This is a genomic window from Desulfomonilaceae bacterium, from assembly GCA_041662605.1.
In the GTDB taxonomy this organism is placed as follows: Bacteria; Desulfobacterota; Desulfomonilia; order Desulfomonilales; family Desulfomonilaceae; genus CAJBEZ01.
In genome coordinates, this window is sequence record JBAZSD010000025.1 from 1 (window position 1) to 26,024 (window position 26,024).

General features: G+C 47.0%; 12 protein-coding genes. 6 read left to right on the top strand and 6 right to left on the bottom strand.

The annotated features are described in order from the left end of the window. Positions 1–156: 156 nt before the first annotated feature. Positions 157–411, bottom strand: coding sequence for a hypothetical protein (locus WC647_15950; protein MFA6223798.1), 255 nt, complete (start codon positions 409–411; stop codon positions 157–159). Positions 412–553: 142 nt separating this feature from the next. Between WC647_15950 and WC647_15955 the strand changes: the two genes are divergently transcribed. The 6 genes from WC647_15955 (at position 554) to WC647_15980 (ending at position 18,244) form a co-directional block, all read left to right on the top strand. Next, on the top strand, positions 554–1,513 hold the full coding sequence (locus WC647_15955) for a TetR/AcrR family transcriptional regulator (GenBank protein ID MFA6223799.1): 960 nt from the start codon (positions 554–556) through the stop codon (positions 1,511–1,513). Further along, positions 1,510–12,237, top strand: a complete 10,728-nt coding sequence (locus tag WC647_15960) for an SDR family NAD(P)-dependent oxidoreductase (protein ID MFA6223800.1) — start codon at positions 1,510–1,512, stop codon at positions 12,235–12,237. The genes WC647_15955 and WC647_15960 overlap by 4 nt, the downstream gene beginning before the upstream one ends. Before the next feature lie 173 nt (positions 12,238–12,410). Then, on the top strand, positions 12,411–15,044 hold the full coding sequence (locus WC647_15965; protein ID MFA6223801.1) for a sigma 54-interacting transcriptional regulator: 2,634 nt from the start codon (positions 12,411–12,413) through the stop codon (positions 15,042–15,044). A gap of 24 nt (positions 15,045–15,068) precedes the next feature. Next, positions 15,069–16,034: a polyprenyl synthetase family protein gene (locus WC647_15970; GenBank protein ID MFA6223802.1), complete on the top strand. Its 966-nt coding sequence runs from the start codon at positions 15,069–15,071 to the stop codon at positions 16,032–16,034. A 73-nt stretch (positions 16,035–16,107) separates the two neighbouring features. Further along, on the top strand, positions 16,108–16,761 hold the full coding sequence (gene bamD / locus WC647_15975; protein MFA6223803.1) for an outer membrane protein assembly factor BamD: 654 nt from the start codon (positions 16,108–16,110) through the stop codon (positions 16,759–16,761). 109 nt (positions 16,762–16,870) lie between these two features. Further along, positions 16,871–18,244 (top strand): nucleotide sugar dehydrogenase, encoded by a 1,374-nt coding sequence (locus WC647_15980; protein MFA6223804.1) that lies wholly within the window; start codon positions 16,871–16,873, stop codon positions 18,242–18,244. Between the two features lie 162 nt (positions 18,245–18,406). Here WC647_15980 and WC647_15985 read toward each other — a convergent pair whose 3' ends face one another. The 5 genes from WC647_15985 to WC647_16005 all read right to left on the bottom strand — a co-directional run bounded on the left by WC647_15985 (position 18,407) and on the right by WC647_16005 (position 25,886). Next, positions 18,407–20,068 (bottom strand): fatty acid--CoA ligase, encoded by a 1,662-nt coding sequence (locus tag WC647_15985; GenBank protein ID MFA6223805.1) that lies wholly within the window; start codon positions 20,066–20,068, stop codon positions 18,407–18,409. A 147-nt stretch (positions 20,069–20,215) separates the two neighbouring features. Beyond that, on the bottom strand, positions 20,216–21,532 hold the full coding sequence (locus WC647_15990) for a DUF362 domain-containing protein (GenBank protein MFA6223806.1): 1,317 nt from the start codon (positions 21,530–21,532) through the stop codon (positions 20,216–20,218). Between the two features lie 54 nt (positions 21,533–21,586). Beyond that, complete coding sequence (locus WC647_15995; protein ID MFA6223807.1) at positions 21,587–23,392, bottom strand: acyl-CoA dehydrogenase; 1,806 nt, start codon at positions 23,390–23,392, stop codon at positions 21,587–21,589. Between the two features lie 289 nt (positions 23,393–23,681). Beyond that, complete coding sequence (locus WC647_16000) at positions 23,682–24,593, bottom strand: YfdX family protein (protein MFA6223808.1); 912 nt, start codon at positions 24,591–24,593, stop codon at positions 23,682–23,684. A 132-nt stretch (positions 24,594–24,725) separates the two neighbouring features. Further along, positions 24,726–25,886 (bottom strand): FAD-dependent oxidoreductase, encoded by a 1,161-nt coding sequence (locus WC647_16005; GenBank protein ID MFA6223809.1) that lies wholly within the window; start codon positions 25,884–25,886, stop codon positions 24,726–24,728. Positions 25,887–26,024: the final 138 nt, after the last annotated feature.

Genomic DNA, 26,024 nt, shown 5'->3' on the forward strand with positions numbered 1-26,024 from the left:
GCCTCCCGTGAAAAAGCGTCTTTTTTGCAAAAACACTATACCACGGGCCTGCCCGTGAAGCTCATTTATTACACATGCTTAAACACCCAAAAAACACTTTTGCAAGTGGCTCAAATCGTCTGAAACTCTACCCACATTTCGGATTAATCTGAAAACTTAAAACTTGTAACCTCGAGGCGTTAAAAACCATCCATCAACAATCTTTGAAGACCTATTCCCGCTAATGACAATACTTGTCATTTTGATCTCAAGGTCAAGAAAATGGTCCACATCCGATAGCCGGATAATCTCTTCATCCATGTTCACCGCAGTGCCTACGCCCACCAGTGTAGCCCCGGCTTCAACGGACGAAACCGGGGCTACGTGCCAGCCGTGCCGATAGAAAATGTCGCACTCTAGAATTTGAGCCAAATCTTTTACTGTTAATTACCAGCTAGTTACATATCAGGACTTGACAAAGTCCCGTCTTGTTCGTTACAAGCAAAACATGACGCACTGGTCAGTCATTACATTTTAGGGTTATACCATTCGATTCTCATGATTGGAGATAGTCATGGACATTTCTCTTGAAACAGCAATCAACAGCGTAGTCAACAATACTAGGGCCCATCGCGATACTTTCGCCATCCCTGAGCTGATTAAAATTTTGAAAAATGAACTCCGCAAGCTGCCCAACGATGACGCTGTCAGGTCTGACGCGACCCGCTCAATAGTGGATATGGCAGCCAAGGCTCTCATGGCGTCACCGATTTATTCCGACACTCTCATACGCGAGTTCTACAGAAGCGCGATCGATTCCGCCGAAGCTAATGGGGTCCCCCGGGAACTTATTCTTGAAGACCTGCTTTTCCAGAGCCTGAGGCGGTCGGTTGAAGGTGAGACATCCAAAAGGAAAAAGCAGAAAGATGTCAGACACAGAATACTGCAGGCAGCGCTGACAGAGTTTTCCGACAAAGGCTTCCACACTTCTACAATTGATTCCATAGCTGATCGGGCCGATATAGCGAAGGGGACAGTTTACCGTTACTTCAAGACCAAAGAGAGCATTTTCACGGCCCTCAAAGAGGACACAATGTCCGAATTTGTCGAATTGGCTCGAAAAGACCTGAGTGTTCAGGATGATGTGCTTACCATAATTGAAAGTGTAATCAAAATATATCTCACCTTCTTTGAACAGAATTCTGCTTTTTTTAAAGTAATAATTCAGGAACACAAGGATTTCGGTAGAGAGTTCTCTGAAAAGTTTATCCAGGAACTGATCCTGGCCCTGCCTGGTCTCAAACGTCGATGCTGGAAAGCTTCACGCTCTGGTCGCCTAAAGCAGATGAATTACTTTACCGTGTTCTATGGAATAATCGGCTTTCTAAATGGAGTCATTCAAAAGTGGCTGCGAGAAGGGGCGGAGGGGTCTCTCCTCGATGAAGTCGATACTGTAAGGGAAGTGCTGTTTTATGGCTTCGCTATTCCTCCCAGCCAAGCTTTCAACACAAATCCGCTTAAGGTGATCTCATGAAAACGATTTCCGAACTTAATATCGTTACGCCCATAATTTTTGTCAATCCGTATTTCAACAAGGACTTTTCGTTAATTGCCAAGGTTAATCAGGCAGGTGGGATCGGAGTAATAGACCACGTAACAGTGGGTCCCGCTAGTTTTGAGCCCGATGACTCAACACCTTATGGGATAAGGGTCCATGTCGATGATCCTTTGCTCGAGGGTTCCAATAAACGAATAAAATTGGCGATTATTCCGCTGGAAGACAATCATCGCCTTGTCTCGTTTGAGGACGGTTTTTTTTCAAAACTGTCAATTCCGGTTTTCGTGGAAGTGGGAAGCGTCTCGGACGTTGCGAATGCCCAAAGAATGGGAGCTGCCGGCCTCATTGTTCGAGGTTCTGAAGGGCCTGGTTGGGTAAGCCCAACTCACGGTTTTGTGTTACTCCAGCAAATAATTCAGATAACAAAACTTCCCGTGTTCCAACAGGGAGGGGTCGGCCCTTACACTTCCGCCGGAGTTATTGGAGCAGGGGCTTCCGGAATAGTTCTAGATTATCATCTGTTGTTAACAGATGAATCGGCTATAGATTCCGAACTGAAAATGTTTTTAAGCTCACTCAACTTACCGGGTTCCACAATATTGAATGAAATCTCAGGACATCACTTCCGATCCTACTCTCGAATAGGCACAAAGAAAATCCGTGAACTCAAGAAAACAGAAGAGTCTCTTGCTGTAGATGAATCTACGCAATACCAGAAACTCATTTTTTCACAGATTGGCTACCCTACGGCTAAACCAGACAGCGATGATTCAATCTTCCCGTTTTCCGAAGACCTGATAATCAACAAGATATTGCTTCAAAAATGTCACTCGGTTTCTGAAGTTATCGCCGCATTTGATAGCGCTATGAAACTGTGCTCCGGCGCTTGGCCATTTAAAGAGGGATCGCCACTGAGCGTTGAGCACGGGGTCAGGTTCCCCGTTGTGCAGGGTCCGATGGCTCATGTAAGTGACAACTCTGATTTTCTGAAAGCGGTTAATGACGGGGGTGGATTGCCATTCCTGGCTTTGGGCAATATGCCAGGACCGATAGCTCAGCAGACCCTTGAGCAGGCACGCGAAAAAAACGGATCAACATTTGGAGTAGGCTTGATAGGACTCGAGATCAATCGTAGCCGGTATGAAGCCCATCTGGAAATAATGCGCTCCAATCCCCCCAAATTTGCGATCCTAGCTGCCGGCGGTCCAGAACTCGCCTTAACCATTGAAGGTCTTGGCGCTCGATGCTACCTGCATTGTCCCTCACCCGGAATCCTATCGGAGGCGTTGAAGGCAGGGCTCAGACGATTCGTCTTTGAGGGCGGCGAGTCCGGCGGGCACATCGGAAACCTTTCCAGTCTCAACTTGTGGAACGCAAATCTGAACCAATTGGAAGAAGCTCATAAAAATGGCCTGGATTTGAATGAGGTAAGTGTTTTGCTTGCCGGTGGAATTGGTTCACCTCAGGGGTCTGCATTTATAGCGGGCATGACAGATCATCTTACCCAAAAGGGACTCAAGGTTGGACTTCAGCTTGGAACGGCTTACCTTACGACAGCGGAAGCAGTCAATGCCAAGGCCATTACTGATTCCTACCGGAGGTTGACTCTCGAATCTCGTGACACCGTAGTAGTAGGCCGGACAGTAAACACTATGACAAGAGTCGCGTGTTCGCGGATGGCCAATGAGCTTGTTGAACGAGAGCTTGAACGTCTCCGGGCCGGGATGCCGCTGCGGGACCGTAAGGAACTTTACGAACAGGATAACCTCGGCGGTCTTCGTCTAGCTTCAAAGGGATGCGCCATTGATCCTGCGACTTCACAATCCGATTGCCCCCAATTTTATGAGTTAAGCCCTCACGAGCAAGTAGAAAGAGGCCTATACCTGATGGGACAGGTAGCCTGCCTGTTAAACGAACCGACTACCATTGCTCAGGTCCATGAAAACCTCATTTTCAAAGGACAAGAAATCTATAGAAAACCAGCTAGCAAGCTCGAATTTGTTGAACCAGCTCACACCGGGCCATCAACGCAATTGAGTCCTTTCAAACAAGTTGAAGCCATTCAAACAGGAGTTAACGCTATGAATTCTAATGAACTCGGCGAGAATTCCGAACAAAGGCAAATAGTGGAACTGAATTCTGACAATGAGCCAATAGCAGTAATTGGAATCGGGTTGCGTCTTCCGGGATCCGATTCACCGGAAAAGTTTTGGCGTCAGATAGTTGAAAAAAAGAGTGGCATAGGCCCAACACCTGATGAAAGGTGGGGCTCGGTAGATCTTTACTACGATTCGGACCCGCGGGTTCCGGACAAAACCTATTCAAAGATAGGTGGATTTATTTCTGATTTCAACTTTGATCCTCTCAAATACCGGATTCCTCCGACAGTAGCACAAAAAATGGACCGGACTCAGAAAATGGCCGTCGCTTGCGTGGCTGACGCGTTGACAGATGCAGGGCTTTCTCCTGAAGCTCTCAAGGGACAGCGGGTAGGAACTGTTATCGGAAATAGCATGGGGGGAGAAATCACTGATTTGTACGCAGAAAGGGTAGGATTACCTAGAACTCTGCTGCGGATGCGTGAAGCGATGGACGCGGCAAATGTTGATTCATCGATTAGCGAGAAAATTCTCGACGATTTCCGAGGCCGTTTCCTTGCCGGACTTCCAGAAATTACTGAGGACTCCTTGCCCGGTGAATTGGCTAATGTGATTTCCGGCAGAATTGCCAATGTGTTTAACCTCGAAGGCCCTAACTTCACGGTAGACGCTGCATGCGCATCATCTATGGCGGCAATAATGAACGCTGTCTCAAGTCTACGATCAAGAGTAATGGATTGCGCTATTGCCGGGGGTGTTGACACCTCGATGCAACCATCAATATTCGTGAAATTTTGCAAAGTCGGCGCCCTTTCGCCGGATGGAAGCAGGCCCTTTGACGCTGCGGCTAACGGCTTTGTCATGGGCGAGGGCGCTGGTGTCATGATTCTGAAACGACTTTCCGACGCATTGTCCAGTGGAGATAGAATTTACGCGCTAATTCTTGATGTGGGGTCGTCTTCCGATGGACGAGGCAAGGGCATAACAGCGCCGAACTCTGCGGGCCAGGAACGGGCAATCCGAGCTTGTCTGGAAAATTCAGGTGTGGATCCAGTCACAATCGGACTCATTGAGGCTCACGGAACCTCTACCGCCGTTGGCGACAAAACCGAACTTATGATTCTTGACAAATTCTTTAGGAATGCCGGATCTCCGTCGGGCTCAGTAGGAATCGGATCCGTAAAATCGCAGCTTGGACACTTGAAGGCGGCAGCCGGTTCAGCAGGCATGATTAAGGCAATTCTCAGCCTTTATCATCGATCACTGCCGCCAACCATAAACGTTACTAATCCTAACCCGTGCATAGACTGGGAATCGTCACCTCTTTCCCTGGTTACATCATCGCGCCCGTGGAAGTCTACCAAGGGGGTTCCGAGACGAGCTGGGGTAAGCGCTTTCGGATTTGGGGGCACAAACTTCCATGTTGTTCTTCAGGAATACTCACCGGGATTACAACTTGTATCGTCCAACAGACCGGCGACACTTCCTTCCGTAGAATTTGCCAAACCCAACTGGCCCAAGCCTGACAACTTGAATGTCAGTGGCGAGATTTGGGCTATCGGAGGTAATAACACAGAAGAACTAGTTCGAAAAATTGAGACGGTTCTCGAAACAATCAATCCATCAACTTACAAGACACTAGCCTCGTCGCATCGAAACGAATGCCGGAGTTTCCAGTTGAGATTCGGTTTCGCCTCAGCGGATATTGAAACTACCTCAAAAAAACTTGTGTCAATACTTGAAGCTTTACAAGACCCGGCAAAGAGAGGCTTCCTGACTGCAAGAGGGGTCCATTTTTCAGAGGGTAAACCCTCAAAGAGTTTGACCGGCGCCGCGTTCCTTTTCCCAGGTCAAGGGTCCCAGTACCCATACATGCTGAGGGACTTGTGCGACAGGTTTCCTGTTGTAGCGGAAACCTTTAATGAAGCTGATAACATAATGAAGGGGCTTGGGCTCAAGAAGATAAGTTCCCTCGTGTTTCCAGATCCTGCTGAACTTGCGGAACCTGGCGCAAATGACGTCCTGAAGGACACCCAGAATTTACAGCCTATGATATTGACGGCGGACACAGCCATCTTCCGGCTGTTGAAGCAAATGGGGTTGTACCCTGTGGCGTGCGCGGGACATTCATTAGGGGAGTACGCCGCATGTGTCGCATCGGGTGTTTTCACTTTTCCAGACGCATTGGAAGCAGTGGCCGTTCGTGGCCGGGAGATGGCGAGAGTTAGCATAGCTGACCCTGGTTTAATGATGAGCATTCCTGCGGACGCCAGATTAGTCGAAGAAGTTATCGCTCAGGTGGATGGATATGTAGTGGCGGCCAACAAGAACTCCCCAAAACAAACTGTCATTTCCGGTGAAACTGCCGCTGTTAAGAGAGCTGGAGAGCTTTTCCGAGAGAGAGGCTTGGAGGGTATGCTCATTCCTGTTTCCGCCGCTTTTCATTCAGGTGTTGTCGCCCCCGCCAGGGAACCGTTTATGAAAACACTCGAAAAGCTCTCGGTATCATCGCCGGCGATAGCCATAATCTCGAATGTCACTGGTGATTACTATCCGGTCGGACCGGGCGCTCCTGCACGCATTAGAGACCTCCTGGGCAAGCAGTTTGCGGCGCCGGTCGAATGGGTCAAAACTCTCAGAAGATTGCATGGGGATGGGATCCGCGTCTTTGTGGAATGCGGCCCAAAGCGTGTAATGACAAATCTTACGATCGACACCTTGTCCAAGGAAGTAATCGCGTTACCCACCAATCATCCCAAGAAGGGTGGAGTTCTGCAATTGTTAGAATCGCTCGCAGCCTTAATTGTAGAAGGCTTTGAGTTGAATATTCACGCTGCGGAGATTCCCCATCAAACTCCACATACGGAGCGATTGCGACAGCGAACGAATCTGGCCGTTGTACCTACCGGTATCGAACAGGGCCATCCACAGGATGTTACGGTTACTGTCACTGAGAAAGCGACTTCTCCATTGGATGCGCTTCTCGACGCCGAATTGGAGGATATTGCATCCAAACCCGAATTCACAAAGTTTGTAGAGCTTCAGGGAAACCCCATCAGGAGCCTTATAAAATCGAGCTTCAACACTTATGTAGATAACATTTTGCCTCTCCAAAAAACGGTTACAATGGTGAAAACTGAGGAAATTAATTTCAAACCGGTCGTCATTTCAGGCATGGCGGCAGGTCTACCGAGCGACGTTCGATTTCCTTTTGACAAGGAAAATCTGGATGACCTTATCCTTGGGAAAAATTTCATCAAGAAGGTTCCGGAAAACAGTCGTAGGGAAATGCTCGAAAAGAACGTGGAAAGGCTTTTCAAAGGCCCGTCCGGGGAAGCTGAATTACAGATCGTTCACGACGTATCCGAAGTCATAAAGCTAGCAGGTTTTTTTGAAAACGACGATTCTCTAGTTGAGGGATTTGGGCTGGAAAGACGTCTCATTGAAGCAATGGATGTTACGACCAGGATGGCCGTTGCTACCGGGTTGGAAGCTCTCAGGGAAGCAGGGATTCCATTGGTCCAACAAACCAGAACAACCAGCGCCGGTATTGAATTACCTGAGGCATGGGCGTTGCCACAGGCTTTAAGGGCAGAAACAGGGATAATTTTTGCCTCGGCCTTCCCGGGCATGGCATCACTGGTCGATGAAGTTACCAGAGAAGCAAGCGCTCGTTTCGGCGCCGGGGCCAAAAAGAGACTCATAGATTTCTACACTGGAATTGTCCAACGGATAAAAGACGATGACGAAAAAGAATCCATTACCAGATGGTTCACCCAAGAATTTGACCGGTTGACTGGATCAGGTTCCGGAGAGTTGTACACATTTAATCGGAATTTCCTGCTGAGAGTAATGAGCATGGGACACGGCCAGTTGGCGCAGCTCATTAAGGCCCAGGGGCCCAATACTCATGTTGACGCAGCGTGCGCAGGAACAACCCAGGCGATTCTTCTCGGTAGAGACTGGATAAGAACCGGGCAGGCCAAGAGAGTGCTTGTGGTGGCGGCTGACGACGTCGCAGGCAGGCAGCTTTTCCCGTGGATCGGTTCCGGGTTTCTGGCAATGGGGGCGGCAACCACTAACGCGAATGTAAATGAAGCGGCGTTACCCTTTGACGACCGCAGACATGGTCTGATACTGGGGTCGGCCGCGGCAGCGATCGTCCTGGAGAGTGAGGACCTGGTCAAGAATAGAGGCATGGACCCAATCGCCTCCATTGAAGCAGGAGTAATCGCAAACAGTGGCTTCCACGGTACACGCCTTGATGTCGATCATATTTCTACCGTAATGGAGAAGATGATTTCAAAATGGGAAGAGCAGTCCGGAGTTTTGCGCAGTGAACTTGCGAAGAAAATGTTCTTCATGTCACACGAAACATATTCTCCTAAACGTGGTGGGAGTTCTTCCGCTGAAATAAAGGCTTTGCGTTCAACTTTCGGGTCGGCGGCCACCATCATTCCAATAGCTAATACAAAAGGATTTACGGGTCACACCATGGGTGTCGGTGTAGAAGACGTAGTCGCATTGAGATGCCTCCAAAAACGCACGTTGCCGCCAATCCCCAACCTCAAGGTCCCCGATCCTGAATTTCAGGACATGAACCTTAGCTCTGGTGGCCCTTGTGACGCTCGATATGCTTTACGTTTAGCCGCCGGTTTTGGCTCACAGATAGTGATGTCTCTCTACAAAGTAGCTTCCCATGAAGAAAATCGTGTCACTGATTACGGGGCCAATAGAGTGTGGCTAAAACAAATCTCCGGGTACGAGGATCCCGTAGTTTCAATTGAAAACAGAACTCTAAAGGTTTCAGAACGTGTTATAGCGGAAAAACCTAAAGTGGAGGGCTCTCCTGAAAAGGTAGCGGTTTCGAGCAAAGTTCAGGTCGAAAAAAAGCTCCCAGGTTCCGGTTCTGAGACAGGAATGGAGCAAATCAAGCAGATCATACTGTCGCTGCTGTCCGCAAAAACAGGCTACCCACCCGATATGCTCGACACTGGCCTTGATCTGGAGGCCGACCTCGGCATCGATACCGTCAAGCAGGCTGAATTTATTTCTGATGTGCGGGATAAATTTAATATCCCCAGGATAGAGGGCCTAAAAATAGCGGAATTCCCCACGATTGAGCACATAATTGGTTTCGTAGCCGAACACACCGCAACATCGCTCCAACCGGCAGAAGATGTGAACCAAAGACAGATATCTGTTCCTGCGGAAAAAGCTTTAACGGACGAACTTGAAGTTCGAACAAAAATACTTGAGTTGCTTTCAGCCAAGACAGGCTACCCACCTGATATGCTGGACACTGGACTCGATCTGGAGGCCGACCTCGGCATCGATACCGTCAAGCAGGCTGAATTTATTTCTGACGTGCGGGATAAATTTAATATCCCCAGGATAGAGGGCCTAAAAATAGCGGAATTCCCCACGATTGAGCGCATAATTGGTTTTGTGCTCGAGAAGAAAACTCCGATAGTCGCTGTACCAGTAGTACAAGAGATGACCGAGTCAGTTCCGCTCGCAATGGTTTCCGGAAATATCCAAACTTACGAAGCCAGACTAGTTAAGATTGATACTCGAGTAACATCGGCGTTTCCGGATGTGGATGAAATAGTTATTTTCGGCGCAGATGATTTGTTTTTATCAGAGATAAAGAAACTAGTACAGTCTATAATTGTGACGCGGTTGGACGGGCCTATTGAAATTCCGTCTCGACAAAACAAACGCGTCGGGGTCATTAATGTCACAACTGCATTTAACATGCAGACCGCTCTGTACCCTTCTTTCGAACTGTTTCGAGCCCTGGCGACAAGTTTTGAGGACGGGCCGGTCTTCTTGGTAAACATCGTCTCCGAAGACGGGGCATGGGGATTTGAAAATCCTCAACAGACAGGATACATCAGCGGGGCAATAACGGGGGCAGCCAAATCATTTTCCAGAGAGTATCCCAAGACCGTGTGCCGATGTCTCGACATTTCTCCGAGCATACTGGAAACACACGGTCCTAAGCTGGCCATTCAAAGTCTTATTGAAGATTTTCCTCTCGAAACCGGGGTGGCGGATAATCTTGAATTCCGGTGTATTAGATTCGCCCCTCCACGGACCACTGAGCATGAATCCGGCTCAGTCAATCAAGGCGAGGTCATACTGGCAACCGGTGGGGCTCGCGGCATAACAGCGGCCTGTTTAACAGGGATTGCAGAGCAGGTTCCTGTTACCTTTGTCATACTGGGGCGCACTGTATTGTCTAGCCGAGCCGAGACCTTGTCTACATTTGGGGCAGACGAATGGAACCAGGAAAAAATCAGGATAATAGAGCGTTACAAACGTGAAGGAAAGCCACCAACTCCGGTCTTGGTGGAAAAAGAGTTTTTCAGGCTAAAAAATGAGGTCGAAGTTTTTCAAAATGTCAAAAAACTCAAAAGTCTTGGATCCGAGGTGATTTATAGGGGAGTTGATATCGTGGATTCGGAAGCTGTGGATAACGTAATCGCCGAGATAGGACGACTTTGTGGTCGTGTGGATGTGTTTGTTCATGGAGCTGGTATCGATATAAGTCGGGCCCTTCGCTCGAAAACGATGGATCAAATAAAGTTGGTTTTCAACGTCAAGGTCGAAGGAGCAAGAAATGTTATGGCGGCTCTTGACAGACACGAATTGCCTCCCAGGAGGATAGTAGGCTTTGGAAGCGTTGCAGGCCGATTTGGCAATATGGCGCAGATTGATTATTCTGCCGCTAATGACGGCCTTGCCCATTTGTTACGATGGCTTGCCAGGGAATACGATATCCGCTCGACAGTCATAGACTGGGCCCCTTGGGCCGAAATAGGAATGGCTACTAGAGGAAGCGTTCAACAAAGCCTTGAAGACGCCGGTATAGACTTTATACCTCCGGAAAAAGGTGTGTCAGCCTTTATGCAGGAGCTAGCCAGATCGTCGTCATCACCTGAAATCCTGGTGGCGGGAAAGCTTGGACCTTTTGAAGAAGACGCACTCGTCACCCTTGGTGAACAATCAGAGAAAATCTTTTTCCTGGCGGGGCAAAAAGCAACTATCGAGTCTTTGATCCCGGGCGAACATCTAAAGATGAAGATCGAACTCGACCCGTCTCACCCGCTGCTCAATGATCATCGAATCGATCGAGCAGCCGTGTTCCCTGGAGCGGGCGGCATAGAGATTATGAGAAAAGCTGCGGAAATTCTTGATCCTTCCACGTCCGAAATGGTGATTCAAAATGTACGGTTCATGCAGCCGTTGAAGATATTCAAAAACGAGAAGTTTGTGGCTGAAGTTGATGTTTCCCGAGTTTCCGATCCTATGATCAAATTTAAGGCCCATATATCCAGCAGTCTTTTGGATAAAGAAGGCCGACCTTTCGGGGAGCCAAGATTCCATCACGAACTGTTTCTCGCTTCAGGCGAATCCGCCCATATAGATGTGCCGGATCACAATTGGAAACAGACTATCTTTGTTCCGGAACAAGAGATTTACTCGGTATTTTTTCATGGTCCTGCCTTTCGATTCCTTGATTATATTTCAGTTGAAGGAAAAGGTAAGGGAGTCCGCTTCCGATTCAAGGACACTGAGCATAGGCCGGATATGTTCCCCGATATTATTCCAGCGGCGATTGAAACAGCTTTTCAGGCTGGAGCAGCATTCGGACTGGAATCTTATGGAGTAATACCTCTACCCGTAGGAGTAGAAAAGATTGTGATTCTGAAGCCAAATGGCGCCCCGACTCACGGAGTTGTAATTCCGACCAATATGATTTCAAAAACTGGGACAGAGGGTCGTACTAAGATACGGTTTGACGGAATTCTTAGCGAAGCCGACGGGACTCCTGTGATTTTCTTGAAAGGTTTTGAGATGGTAGAGTTACAAAGGGCAAATTCCTTTCCAAACCGGATTTTTGAAGAAATTTGTCCCATCGATGAGCTTGGCGTCAAATCAGACCAGAAACTGGACTTGGGAAAGTCCTTCCAGCTAGATGACGTTGAGGCTATTCTTAAAAACGCTACTCCGAAACGTCGCAAAGAGTGGATAGCCGGCCGCATGCTTTTGGGGAGAGCCCTGGACCGGTTGATGTCGAATAACGGCAACGGGTCCAAGAAAGGCCTAAAGCTCCAAATAGGATCAAACTCTTTGGGTAAACCTGTCGTTTATTCTTCTAAAGACCCTAAGTCAGAATTCGCCCAAGTCACTGTGACCCATTCAAATGGACTGGCAATGGCTTCAGCGACGTTATCCTCAGCATTTCAAGGAGTTGGCGCGGATATTGAGAAAGTAGAGAAGAGGAACTCTTCATGGGGAAAGGATTATTTTAATGATTCTGAACTTGAACTTGCGGATTCCTCTGGTGATCATGCCAGGCAGTTGACGCGTATATGGAGCCTCAAGGAAGCTGGACTAAAGGCTCTGGGCGTAGGGTTGAGATATGACTTGAGGGATGTCCTTGTAGTTGGAATTGACAAAAACGGTAAAGCTAGACTTGAATTTAAGAATGAGGCCGGTAAGTTTGTGCGTGATAATGGTTTGAATGAAGTTGAAGCGCGAGTTGAGAATATCGGCGACAGTGTTCTGGCAAGGGCGTATATCAGGAGATAATGATAAGATGTTTTATCAATTTCTGTGGTACTATTAAGAATTGTTTTCCTGAGCGCTTTGTTTCATAATCAAATTTGATTTTCAGGCCTCCGGAAGTAGAAGCTAGATCTCATTTGAGGGCTAGGCGAGGTTGTACAACATACAATCCTGGCTAGCTGCGTGGCTGTGGCCTTATGCCCAATTATGCGTTAGACATTTCTTCCAAAGACATAAGAGACCATCTTCCCGGTCCGCTTAGGCGTCTCGCTGATGAAAAAGACATTATTCATGAGTTTGAACAGGGCGCTTTGATTCTTGACAAAGAAACTTCAGCCAACCATGTCGCTTATGTGGTTTCAGGATCAGCCGGTGTTGTCCTAAAAAATGAGGATGACGAAAGGATGGCTGTAGATGTCTGCGGTCCCGGCGATATATTTGGCGGGGTTGAATTTTTTACAGGTGTGCCCTGGAAATCGGACACGGAACTAATTGCGGATGAGTATGTTATTGCATTAGTCATTTCATCTCTTGACTTTGAAAATCTGATTCGCCTCAATCCGGATTTCACAGTCAACCTGACGAAGAACCTTGTTCGAAAGATAATGTCTCTTGATAGGCTGATGCTAAGGAGCAAACAGAAGCGGAGGGCGCTCCACTCTCTTATAAGTCAGGAATACGAAATATTTCCAGATTATGTGATCGGGGAAAGCATCCGGAAAAGTCTGGCCCCCAAAATTGAAAGGCTGGCGGAATCGGATGGCCCTACGTTGGTTATAGGTGAGAGTGGGGTAGGCAAAGAGTTAATTGCTCAACAGATGTACAAAATGAGCAGGTATGCCAAAGAGGTATTCCTGGTACTGGATTTACATCGTGCTTCCGACAACTGGCTAACCGGTTCACTAGAGGGCTCCGGCAAAGAAAATGAATCCGAAATCACGGAAAAACAGTTAAGGCTGATTTTTGGACATGAAGAAGCGGGCCGTGACGGATCAATCAAAGAAACTCCCGGTTATTTCGAATTGAGCGACGAAGGAACGCTTCTCATACGCGGGATTGAGAAACTGACCCCTGTATGCCAAATGAAGCTTATGGAGGCAATAGTCACGGACACCTTTCGACGTCGAGGGGGGTTTGCTCAAATGCGAGCAAAGGTCCGTCTGCTGGCCACTACCAGGCTTTCCAAATCCCAAATTACATTGGAGAATCATCCTTTAATTTTTGGACTGCTTCAGAGATCCGTCACTATACCCCCGCTTAGACAGCGACGTCGTGAGATACCCGGTCTTATCCGCTATTATTTGAAAAAATATCAGGAAGAACTGGGGCGAGAATTGAGCGATCTACCTAGAGAGACGCTGAAAACACTTCTCAACTACAGTTGGCCTGGGAATGATTTGGAACTTTCAATCACATTGAAACGAGCCATACTTGTTTGCGAAGGGGGAGTTTTAAGGCCCCAGGACATATACTTTGACCTTCAGCACGTTCAAGGCAAATGGAAGGTAAATCTTTTCAAGTTTGCGTCGATCAAAAAGGCGTTTCTCAGTCCCCTATATCCGGCTTTGCTCCAAAGCGCCGTAACTCCATTCTTTTTTCTCATACTATTGTTCCTGTTCTTGGGGCCATCCGATCCTTTAAATAACCCTGCGGCCCTTATAAGTTGGGCTCTTGGATGGCCGATCCTAATTGGAGGGTCCCTTATATGGGCCAGATTCTGGTGCTCATTGTGTCCGATAGGGGTAATCTCGAATCTCGCCCAGCGCTTGGTTTCTTTCGAAAAGCCATTCCCCGCTTTTTTGAAAAGACATTCTGATTTTCTTATTGCGGGAGCGGTTCTTTTTGTTATCTGGTTCGAAACAGCCACAAACATTAGAAATTCGCCTGCCAAGCTTGGCTTGCTTCTTCTAACAATGCTACTGTCCGCCATACTTGTGTCGATCGTTTACGAACGTCAGTCGTGGTGTCTATACCTTTGCGGCCTGGGTGGAATGGTAGGAGTGCTTTCAAAAACTTCTTTTTTGGAACTCCGCGCCAACAGCGCTATTTGCATATCACAATGCTCCTCAAATGAATGTTACCTCGGAACAAGCGAGAATGTCGGATGCCAGTTTGGGCATGCTGGGCCTAGGTTGAGGAGCAACCGGGTTTGTAGATTATGTGGCCAGTGCGTCAAGAACTGCCCTCATTCCGCGATAACTCTTAATCTACGGCTACCTGGTGAGGAAATATGGCAACTCAGCCAGAGACATGCGGGTACAGCTTTTTTGGTTCTTGGAATGATAGGGGGATTGTTTAGCGAGATGGTGAGCACAATGCCGGAGTATAAAGCGCTAGCCGTACAGACACCCTTTTCTCCGGTTGTATTCTTCACCATGGTCTTTTTAACGATTATCATCAGCCTCAACCTGATGACCCTGGCGGCGGCGCAGCTATCCCGACGGATTTTTGGCGATACGTTGAGACAAAATTTCGCGCGTTTCGGGTTGGCTCTACTTCCGATCACGCTAACCTGTTTTCTAGCTTTTCATGTATATTATCTCATTAACCTTGGCGTGCAGATACCTATCCTGATAAGTAAGTATTTTGACATAGAAATTCTTAGAAGTTTGATCATAACGGTTGAGCCGGACACAACCAGGCACATTCAGTACGTGACAGTCTTGATTGGGTTGGTTTGGACTCTAATCACCGATTTCAAGCTTGCTCAATGGAGCGACAAATCATGGTCCAGAAAGTTTCTAGGCCTGGCGCCTCACGCCTTGGTCGCAATAGTTATTTCTGGCTTGATGATAAAGGCCGTCAATGCGTTCTTTTACAGTGTCAAGTGATATGAACGTTCTCGGGGTATAAATTTGGACCTTTTAGAATCAATACAGTCCACTATGGACCAATTGGAAGATCAACTCATACAACAGTTGCGTAGTCGAGTTCCCGTCGCTTTTGAAATAGGCGCTCACATTATGAATAGCGGAGGCAAGAGAATCAGGCCTCAATTAACGGTTATAGCAGCGAGAATGGGTGGCTACACGGGTATTCACGCTGTAACGCTGTCCGGCGCGATTGAGTGCATACATACGGCCACGCTTTTACACGACGATGTAGTGGATTCTGCGGACACGCGTCGAGGCAGACCAGCGGCAAACACCCTTTGGTCGAATGAAATGTGCGTCCTAGGAGGTGATTTCATACTCGCCAAGGCGTTTACCGCCCTCACATCGATCCAGAACCTGAGAATACTGGAAATTGTGTCACGAACCACTGAGCGACTCAGTGAAGGTGAGCTTTTTCAAATGATGAACATAGGCAACATGGATTTTAGCGAAAAAGATTACCTCCAAGTCATCACGGATAAAACAGCGGTCCTTATGGAGGCTGCCTGCAGAGGGGGATCAATTCTGGGCGGCCTTGATTCGGAGAAAGAAGAAGCCCTGGCCAGGTTTGGTTTCAACCTGGGGATCGCTTTCCAGATGACGGACGATGTCATCGATTACAGGTCCGAAAAAGAGACGATGGGGAAGAACCCTGGAAAAGATCTGGAAGAAGGGAAATTGACACTTCCGTTGATCGCTTCTCTGAGAGGGGCAAACCCTGAGGAAAAGGCTGCGGTAAAGGAGATGATTCATGGGAAGACCGTGACGAATGAAGATCTTGCATGGGTGCGGAAATTTCTTGATCGCAGAGGCGGACTAACGGAGACATTGTCTCGCAGTAGAGACTACCTCAACGCAGCGGTGGAGTCCTTGGCCATATTCCCTGATTCCGAAGAGAAAAGGGCGCTAATCAAGCTCTCAGATAGAATATTGCACAGAACCTACTGACCATTTCTTGACATAAGGGAGCCAGATTGGTAAACAGCGCATTATATGTTTGTTTTTTTGGGGACTTTTTAGAGTGATTTTGTTTGTCCGTTTCTTATTAGTGACTATACTTGCCGTTCTAATGTCGGGTTGTCCTGCTTTATGGAACTCCGATGTCAAAGACAAAAGCGTTTCGCCTGAAGAGCTATTCAGCAAGGCCAAGGACAAACTAAAGGAAAAAAGCTATGCCGACGCGGTAAGTTCTCTTGAACGATTGAAATCGGCTTACCCCGAATTTAAGCAAATGCCCCAAGTCTATTTATCAATAGCTGACGCTTTCTACGATGAAGGTTCATACGACAGGGCGATAGCAAGATATTTGCAGTTTCTCGAACTTTATCCCGCCGACAAAGACGCCTCCAAGGCTCGCTATCAAATAGGCATGTCATATTTCAATCAGATCAAAGGAACGGACCTTGATAACCGTGTGGTCAAACAGGCCATAAGGTCCTTCAAAGCAGTCTCAGAAGCGCCGGATGCCGGAGAATGGGGAAAAAAGGCCGAAGAAAAAAGTCGGGAGTGCCAGAGAAAACTCGCTGACAAGGAGTTGTACAAAGCTCGCTCTTATATCAGTCTTGGAAACTATAAGGCTGCTCGCTTGGCTGCTCAACGGGTTCTCGATCAATATCCTAAGCTGGGCCTGGATGACGAAGCCAAGCAACTTCTGGCAAATATCAAAAGCAAGTAGTTCCTGCCTTTTTGGTTATCTACACGTTCTTGAAAACAAAAAGTGACGATTCTGGGTTCTTTTTAATTCATTGAGATTGTTCTTTTGATGGTCTTGTTGGAGGAAGCTCATGTTCGAAAAAAATATTCTCTGTATTGGCGCAGGTTACGTGGGCGGCCCTACTATGGCCGTGATAGCGCGCCATTGCCCCGAGTATAGAATCATGGTTGTTGATCTGAACCAGGAGCGTATCGCCCAGTGGAATTCATCTCAGTTGCCGATTTTTGAGCCGGGCCTCGATCAGATAGTGTCGCAAGTTCGCGGAAAGAACCTTTTCTTCAGCACTGAGGTTGATGATCACATTGAAGAGGCCGACATAATCTTTGTGAGTGTAAACACCCCTACCAAGACATTTGGCATGGGAGCAGGGAAAGCGGCGGATTTACAATTCTGGGAGAAAACTGCCAGACAAATTCTGAAAAACAGTTCACGAGGAAAGATAGTTGTTGAGAAAAGCACTCTTCCCGTCAGGACGGCGGCGGCGATAGGGCGAATACTTGATTCAAACGAAAAAGGGATCCACTTCGAGGTTGTATCCAATCCGGAATTCCTCGCAGAAGGAACGGCAATCAGGGATTTGGAAAATCCGGACAGGGTCCTAATCGGGGCTCGGCAGACCGAATCCGGTCAAGCGGCCCTTCATGAAATAGTCAATATTTATAGACATTGGGTGCCAGAGGACAAAATAGTTACTTCTAATGTGTGGTCCAGTGAACTGTCAAAATTGGTGGCTAACGCATTTCTTGCTCAAAGAGTGTCATCGATCAACACGATCTCGGCTCTTTGTGAAAAGACCAACGCAGACATAGAAGAAGTCGCTAGGGCGGTAGGAATGGATTCCAGGATCGGCCCCAAGTTTCTCAAAGCGGGCGTTGGTTTTGGTGGTTCATGTTTCAAGAAGGATATTTTAAACCTGACTTACATAGCTGAAAACTATGGGTTGTTTGAAATTGCCCGATATTGGGAACAGGTCATACAAATCAACTCTTACCAGCAGCGAAGATTCGCCAACCTTATAATCACTAATATGTTTAATACCGTTGTGGGCAAGAAAATAGCAGTGTTCGGTTTTGCATTTAAAGCCGACACGGGTGACACGAGGGAGTCACCGGCAATACAGGTATGTAGATCGCTTCTGGAGGAAAAAGCCGATCTCGCCATTCATGACCCCAAAGCTTCTGAAGGAGCCAGGCAAGACCTGAAAGATTACCAAGGGAAATTTACCCTCGAGTCCGATCCTTACAATGCGGCTTTCGGAGCGCATGCTATTGTGATAACTACCGATTGGGCTGAGTTTGCAAAACTTGATTACCATAGAATTTATAAAAACATGGAAAAGCCCGCCTTTATTTTTGACGGCAGGAATCTGCTCGATCACAAACAAATGTTTGAAATAGGATTTACAGTCCACCGGATAGGCAAACCGCCATTGTCACGATTGTGATAGATGTGAATTTTTCGGCGTCATAGTCTCTCCATCGTAATCTCGGAGAGATTCGCAGAATACTCGACAGTTGATGTTCGGCTTAATTGACGACGTTCAAACAAAGGCAGGGACGCCTGATAGACTGCCCGTGCCTTTGTTTGATCCAAAATAAGTTGTTAATTACTTGTAAACTCCCTCGCCAACCTGTTGGCGTATAACCTTTTTATTCAGTTTACCCACACTGGTCTTGGGTATCTCCTGAACCAGAAAGAACCGGTCCGGTATCGCCCACTTTGATATTACGCCTTTGTCAGCAATTCCCTGCATGTAAGCCCGTAAGACATCCTCGGAGAAAGTGTGGTCAACCTTCTGTACAACCAGGGCTACAGGTCTTTCCCCCCACTTGTCATCAGGAACACCTATGACAGCGACTTCAGAAATTGAAGGATGTTGACTTATGAGACTCTCCAGTTCGAGCGATGAGATCCATTCACCACCAGTCTTTATAACATCCTTGAACCGATCTGTGATCTTCACATAGCCTTCAGGATCCATATTGGCAACGTCACCTGTGTGAAGCCATCCATCTTTCCATAGTTCCTCAGACTTCTCCGGTGACTTGAAATAGCCCTGGGTAAGCCAAGGAGTTCTTACAACTATCTCCCCTGTTGTTATCCCGTCATGCGGAACTTCTTTTCCCAGTGAATCAACAACTTTGAGGTTCACCAAAGGTGTCGGCAAACCTGTTTTGGTAATCACATCGATCTTGTCTTCTAGACTCCAGTCGGCCATTTTTGGCTTCAAATTGGCGGCTGTAAGGAGTGGACAGGTTTCAGACATACCGTACGCCGCAATAATTTCGATGCCCAAATCCATAGCAGCCTTTGCTAGCCCCCTGGGCAAAGCGGATCCTCCAATTACGACTTTCCAATTGCTCAAATCTACCTGTTTAGCCACAGGACTGGAGACTAACATGTGAAGAATGGTCGGAACACAGTGTGAAAAAGTCACTTTTTCGGTTAGAAGAAGCTTGAGCAATAATGCCGGCTCATATCTTCCCGGATATACCTGTTTACAACCCAAAAGAGTAGCCAGGTAGGGAATGCCCCACGCATGGACATGGAACATAGGTGTGATCGGCATATACACATCGGCGGACTGGAACCTTACAATGGACGAAAAACCGGAAAGGGCCATAGACATGTCGAACGTGTGAAGCACAAGTTGTCTGTGACTATAGTACACACCCTTAGGATCCCCTGTTGTGCCTGTTGTATAGAAAAGGGTAGCCATAGTATTTTCATCAAAATCCGGAAATTCAAAATCGGGAGAAGCTTTGGCAAGCAATTCCTCATATTCCCCGGCGAAATTCAGGCTCGATTTTGGGCCTTCGTCGGAATCTTTCATCAGAATGATTGTTTTGACTGTCTTGAGCTGATCCTTAATGCTCTCAACGAGAGGCGCAAACTCTTCATTGACAAGTAGAACCGTGTCCTCAGCATGGTTGACCGTATATATTATCTGTTCGGCTGAAAGCCTGATATTAACGGTGTGAAGCACTGAGCCCATCATCGGAATAGCGAAAAAGCACTCCAGATAACGATGCGAATCCCAATCCATGACTCCAATAGTGTCGTCAGACCCGACACCCAAATCGGTTAGAGCCGAAGCCAACCTGTTTATGCGCTGGTACAGATCTCTGTACGTCATTCTCAGTTTATCCCGGTATACTATCTCTTGGTCTGGAGCGTAAAGAATAGGCGTAATCAGAAGATTCTTGATCAACAGGGGGTATGAGTACGCGCTGGGTGTTCTTTGAATCAGTCTGGGCTTCTTGTCCATTATAAGACTCCTTGAATTTTTTGTAGAAACGGGAATTTTGCCTTTTTCGGGTAGTCTTTATTTTGGAGCGCCCGGAACAACCCGAAAAAGAGCACAGATAAGCATAGAATTATTAGTCTAATAAGATTGATCCTCTTGTCAACGAATTTAAATATGGTAAAAGGATTCATCAAAGTCAGGATTGTTTTCGTACTTTTTCATGAAAGAAGCTGGAAATTTGTCCAGGTTTTTAAGTATATAGGGGTTTATTTCAACTCCACTGCTGGCGAAAGCTTCGACGATCTTTTCAGGGTTGGGCGGACAACTTTTCACAAATATCACGTCTTTCAAGTCACCGGTGTTTTTGTTCGCTTCGAAGAGACATTTTCCAATCAATATCGATTTCTTTCCCGGCGTAGGTTTCATGAGCTTGCCGGTTAAAACCTCAACATTGGGCCACGGCGCTCCTTTCCAGGACATGGCAATGGTAGTCAATACCGCTCCGGTCAGCAAAGAACAATATGTGCACAGACTCGAATCATATTTTGGGTATGAGACGCCGGAGATTCCCATTTTTGCCATCGGCGCGGGAAGCGAATTGTCTTGAGTGTAAGGGAAAGTATATTCATGGAAACTTGCGACGGATTCTATATTGAGGCCCCTGACCTCGATTTCGGACATGTCCGTGGGTCTTGAGCTGAACTCTGCCGCTTGTTTCAGATGAGGAACCTGATCCGGTCTGTATCCCAAAATCTGGGCCCCGACGAAATCGGCTGAAAGAACATCCCACGACGCAACGAGAAGGTTCGTTCTTCTGGCTTTCCCATCGAACCCTGGTCCTCTTTCATTAGAATAGACACCGTCAATGAGGGTTAACATTTTGGGAAAATTTCTCATCAATGTTGAAACATAGAAATTAAGATCCCTCTCTCCGCTGACAGTGTGGCACTTTTTACGTGAATTGATGTCAATAGTTCCCTTGAGATTCTTGACTCCCAGACTGACAACCGCCTGAGCATGCGTTTTCAAGACGGGTAGGTTGATGACGACATCGCTGTGTAGAATATCTGTATTGAAATTGAGGCTAACGCCCTCCCCAACATCGACTTTTTCAAACGGCCGATCAAAGACATTGATGAGTCTTACTCCAAATCGCTTTTCCAAAGATGTGTAACCTAAATAACTGTAGGCATGGGCTTGGGTCTCCCTGTCTTTGGGATCAAGCACGACCGTTCCTTCCCCAATTGTTATGTCGTCTACTCCCTGATCTTTTAAAAGCTTTACGACATCCATTACGACTCTGGAGGTAGTAACTACTCCCCATTTTGGGAAAGGCGCCGATTTGCTCCAGAAAACAATATTGGGTTTTATAAACACCTTTTCAGATTTCGAAATTTGGCTAATTCCACCGGCCAGTTCCACCACATCTCGAACAGAAATAAACGGAGTCTCATATCGAGCCACTCCGACCACTTTCTTTTCCATTTAACTACCTTCATCCGGGCCACATGGCCCTGGTTATAAATGACTGACGCTTGATCAGTCATCCAAACAATTTTCATCAAAGTTCACTGTGAGGCCATCATTTTCGGAAAGACGTTCTAACAGCCCTTTTGTCTTGGGAAGCTCATAGTGGAAGAAATATTTCATGGTTACCAGCTTACCACTATAAAAAGCTCTATCCGACTCGCCAGGAGAAGAGTCAATACCCCTGGATGCAACAATAGCCTGTTTTAACCATTGCCATGCGATGGTGACTATCGAGAACAACTCCAGGTATAAGGTGGCGTCCGCCAGAAAATTCTCGATCCGGCCTGAAGAGCCTATCTTGGTCAGGCCAAAGGTAATGTCTTTCAACGAATTGAGAGCATCTTCGAGCCTATCGCCGTAAAGTTTGAGCAAGTCCCTGTTTTGGGCTGATCTTATGGTCGCCCCAACTTCTTCAAGAAACAGTAAAAAAGCCTTCCCACCGTTCATTACGATTTTCCGGCCCAGTAGATCCATACCCTGGATTCCTGTCGAACCCTCATGAATAGGATGTATCCTGATGTCTCTATAGAATTGCTCCAGAGGGAATTCATCACAGAAACCATAGCCCCCAAGGACTTGCAACCCCTGACTGACCGATAGTACTCCCATTTCCGACGGATATGTCTTGGCTGCCGGCGTGAGTAGATCCAAAAGCAAGCTGTAACGTTCCTTCAGGTCGCCAGTTCTGACATGCGCCAGATCGGAGTACAGACAACATTGGAGAACAAGGGATAGAGATCCTTCAACTACAGCTTTCTGGAAAAGTAACATTCTACGCACATCACTGTGTTCGATGATTCTGACAGGCTCAGACTCAGGATTCTTTTCCGACACTTTTCGACCCTGGCGTCGTTCCCTGGCGTATTCCAGGGACGCGTGATACGCTGCTGAAGCTATCGCTGCCGCGCCGAGGCCCACCTCTAACCTGGCCTCGTTCATCATTTGAAACATGTAAGAAAGACCCTTGTTCGCTGCGCCTACCAGATAGCCATGGCAGTCGTCGTTTTCTCCCAGACTGAGTTGCACTATCGGCGCCCCACGATAACCCAACTTGTGGTAAAGGGCTGAAACATTGACATCGTTCGAAACCAGAGCGCCTTCCTGATTGAAGCGTCTTTTAGGAACCACAAAAAGGGAAACGCCTTTAGTCCCTGGAGGAGAGCCCTTAATCCTTGCCAACATTAGATGAACCACATTTTCAACCGCATCATGGTCGCCCGCTGAGATAAAGATCTTTTGGCCTCGTATTAGGTAATAATCTTTGTCAGTATTGACAGCCTGTGTCCGCAGATCTCCCAGTGAACTTCCGGCCTGCGGTTCAGTAAGAGCCATTGTGCCCTGCCACTTCCCCGAGAACATTCGAGGAATGAATTCACGTTTAAGATCCTCCGACCCAAAAGAATCAATCAAATGAGCCGCCCCGTACATGAGCAAAGGATATACGGACGCTGAATAATTTGCCGCGCCAAATATGAAATGGCAGGCGGACGTTACTGTAAAGGGTAGTTGTTGGCCATCAAGTTCATATGAAGCGTTTGCGGCTATCCATCCCCCCGCCCCACATTCTTTTATAAATTCTTTAACTAATGGGTGAACGCGCACTGCGCCGTTTATGAATTCGGGCGGATTTTTGTCCATCTCCTGAAGTACTGGTTGAAGAAGAGCCTTCGATATCTTAAGCGCCGTATCCAACGCGAGATCAAAAGTCTCCCTCGAATGATCGGAATAGTACTCAAATTCTGTTAGACGTTCAGTGTGGAACATTTCGTGAAGCAAGAATCTTAAATTCCTGATACTGACGAATTTCTCAGCCATATGGAATCCTTTCAATCATAATCTTTTACATTTATGAAAGATTAAGCGAGTTGTCCACCCGAAAAGCCCTGCTTTCTAAAATCTAATTTCCGGTGATTAAATTTATTCAGTTGAAGGTTACTGAAAAAGAAAAAGATATTCAATCAAACTATTCTGTCGTATGAGGTGAGAAACCGGGCTGACGCGGTTCTCAGGGTTGTCCGCGCTGTCCCTGAGAACCGGAGTAAAAGGATATTATTGGCTTAAGTAAGAGCCTGTCTAAAAATTTGGCTCATCAGTATTTTACAAATTACATTCCTTTGGTAATTTTATCCCACAGAGAAAGGATATCAGTCGTGGCGCTATCTTTTTTTTCATCTAGCTTCTTGTTCAGCGCCGAGAATTGATCGGAAAGAGCCTTCACCTTCTCTGAGAGTTCTTTGCTCCCTTTGTCCTTAAGGGATTTCAAATTTTCACCGGCTTCTTTTACATAGGTCTTCGCGTCGGTCCAATCTTTGTTTTCAACACTTTTGAGAGCGTCCCACAAGTAGGATCTGGCTCTCACTATCGGCGCATCCCATTCATCATATTCAAAAATAACCAATCTGTTCTGGATGTCGGCTAGGCTTTTGTTGGCAAGCTCGCCGTCCTTATTGTTAATAGCTTCAGCCGCTTTCTTCAGATCCAGTTTGGCCCCGCCCACATCTAAAGACGCTCTCGTAAAAATAAAATCTACATCCATCGGCGCCGAGCCGTTCTTTGCCGCAGCCTGAGCGGCAGCCTCCTTTTTCGCCTGTTTTATAGGTAAGAGCACTGACTCTGCCTGATCCATTTCCGCGTATATTGGGACTATCAATTGCTCCACTGTACGTTTGTCCGTGTACGTTGTGTCTCCAGATTTTATGTCAGCGTCAATCTCGTAAGTCGGAGCGGCGTTTTCGATGATCTTTACTAAAGTGAGTCCCTTGTCCACTTGTTCTTTCGCCGCATCAAGCTTATTGTCCGCAATAGCCTTCCGAGCAAGATTGACATGGCTCAGTAGTCTCCCTGCAGCTTCAGATAGAGCCCTGTGTTCCGCGTCAGAAAGTTTCTTCTTGGGGGTAATTTTTACATTTGATGTGATACTATCGTCGGCCATTGCCTGTCGTTGAGCCGACAAGCTAAAACAAAACAGACAGACCAATAAAACAAGACCAAGAGTTTCTAACTTTTTACCTGTCATTAATAATTCCCCTTTCTCTAGTCGAATTTATCGCCAAGCTCCAGAAAACCCGCTTCGGAAGATTTTTGCTCGCTTGAGCTTACCGACAAACCAATCTTGTTTTTGTTCTTGAAGGGATCGCTTAATCTTGTTCTAGAAAAAATTCAGAGCGACGAAACGGGCTATGGCCGGCGCCGAAGTGAATCCGGGACTGTCTATCCCGACAAGATGTATGATGTCAGGGCAGACTTTGTCCCTATCTATGGAGAAATCCGAGTACCCATCAAGTCTGGCCTGAATCCCTCCAAAATTTGGGGATAGGTCGCAAGACTTCAGGCTTGGGAAAAAATTGGTATCTTCAACAAAAAGGTCAGTCTTGGGCATAGGGGTCTGAAAATCCGTTGGGCTTTTTACAGGAGTCAACCTGGGGCCTACCATCACGATGTCACTGATGGCGAAGTGGCCGTCGAAGTAGTCAAATGTAGGAGTAAGATGAACTCCAACCGTCCGTTGAAGACCAAACGGAGTCTTCGCAGTTTTGGGCGTCGGGTAAATGTTTGTCCCATTCAGATACAGATCTTGTCTCGATTTCCGATTGAATTTCATGGAATCCCCTCTGATTAGCGCGGCCTTGAGTGGGAAATCGCAGTCCATCATGCGAGCCACACCGACACCGTTGACACCTGCTGCGTTGACAATATTTTTAGGTTCTATCCAATCGGTGGAACCATCACGATATCTGATTTCCATTCTGGGTCTGTTCTTAACAAGAGTCAGTTTTACCACTTCAGTCCCTGTCATGAACTGAACACCCTGGTTTGAAGCCAGGAAATATACTTGCCTAAGCAGCGAAGTCGGTTCGAAAATCCCCGAACTTGGAATATAGAGCGCCGAAGCGGCAACCACATTTGGTTCGATCTCACGTACCCGAACTCCCGAAATTTTCTCGACATCCGGAACCCCATTCTCCATGGCTCTTAGAAGATATTGATCCAGTTCATTTTCTTCCTGTTCGTTGAAAGCTACCATCAGTTTTCCAACTTTTAGAAATGGAAGTGAATGTTTTCGGCAAAATTCTTCCCACAGCCGGTTTCCCTCGACGCAAAGCCTCGCCTTCAGAGGCCTCGTGAGCAAGTCATAATTTAGTCCAGCGTGGTTAACCCCAGAGTTTCTGGAGGATTGGTTTTCTCCCTGAGTTATCCCGGGGTTTTTTTCAAAGAGAAATACATCCTGGTTCTTTTTTGAAAGTTCCAGAGCGACCCAGCATCCAACAATCCCTCCACCTATGATTGCGACCCCGATTTTCTCAGACAATCAATCCTCTCCCTCTGGCATTGCGCCTATTGATAAAGATCCTGAATTGTACCATCGACAACCTTCCGATCCCTTTAATAGCCTGTATATCAATTTCTGACTAATTGTGAATCAAGTTTTAATCTCGGGCATCTATAT